Genomic DNA, 989 nt, shown 5'->3' with positions numbered 1-989 from the left:
GCCGCCGGATGAGCTGCGCCACGATTACCGGCACCACGATATAGAGCACGACCGACAGGACGAGGGTGTTCCACGGCACCGTGATGGCCGAGAGCCCGAGCAGGAAGGCAACGATCGGCGCGAAGGCGACGACCATGATCGTGTCGTTGAGCGCAACCTGGCTCAGCGTGAAATGCGGCTCGCCCCGGGTCAGGTTCGACCAGACGAAGACCATGGCGGTGCAGGGCGCCGCGGCCAGGATGATCAGGCCCGCGATGTAGCTGTCGATCTGTGCCGCCGGCAGCCAGGGCCGAAACAGCCAGCCGATGAAGACCCAGGCGAGCAGGGCCATCGAGAAGGGCTTGACCGCCCAGTTGACGAACAGGGTCACGCCGATGCCGCGCCAATGCGATGCGACCTGGCCGAGGGCCGCGAAGTCGATCTTCACCAGCATGGGCACGATCATCAGCCAGATCAGCACGGCGACCGGCAGGTTGACCTTGGCGATCTCGGCGCCGCCGACGACCTGGAACAGCCCTGGCAGCGCATGGCCGAGCGCGATCCCGGCGACGATGCACAGGGCGACCCAGACGGTCAGGTAGCGTTCAAAGGTCGACATCGGCTGCCTTTCGCGACGCGCCGTCGAGGCGGCCAATCGCATCGAGTTCGCGCGACAACGCCATGGCGTCGAGGCTGCGCACGGGAAGGTTCAGGAATACGGAGATGCGATTGCGGAGATACTTGAAGGCCTGCACGAAGGCACGTTCCTTCTCAAGCTCGCCCCCTTCGACGGCGGCCGGATCCTCGATGCCCCAGTGGGCGGTCATCGGCTGGCCGGGCCAGACCGGGCAGGCCTCTCCGGCGGCGCTGTCGCAGACCGTGAAGACGAAGTCCATCACCGGGGCGCCCGGGGCCGCATAAATGTCCCAAGCTTTCGACGAGAAGCCCTCGGTCGGATACTCGTAGGCCTTCAGGACCTTGAGCGCGAAGGGATTGACCATACCCTTCGG

2 protein-coding genes are annotated in these 989 nt (G+C 65.8%); both read right to left on the bottom strand.

Features of this window, described 5'->3' with window-relative positions:
- On the bottom strand, positions 1–598 hold a 598-nt coding region (locus KL771_RS28240; RefSeq protein ID WP_390867929.1), incomplete at its 3' end, for an arsenic resistance protein.
- A partial coding sequence (locus KL771_RS28235) for an arsenate reductase ArsC (protein WP_261971833.1) occupies positions 585–989 on the bottom strand: 405 nt, incomplete at its 5' end. The genes KL771_RS28240 and KL771_RS28235, both read right to left, overlap by 14 nt.

It is taken from the genome of Prosthecodimorpha staleyi, assembly GCF_018729455.1.
Taxonomy (GTDB): domain Bacteria; phylum Pseudomonadota; class Alphaproteobacteria; order Rhizobiales; family Ancalomicrobiaceae; genus Prosthecodimorpha; species Prosthecodimorpha staleyi.
Note: the sequence above shows the minus strand (reverse complement) of the source record. Positions and strands in the feature narration are given on the sequence as shown.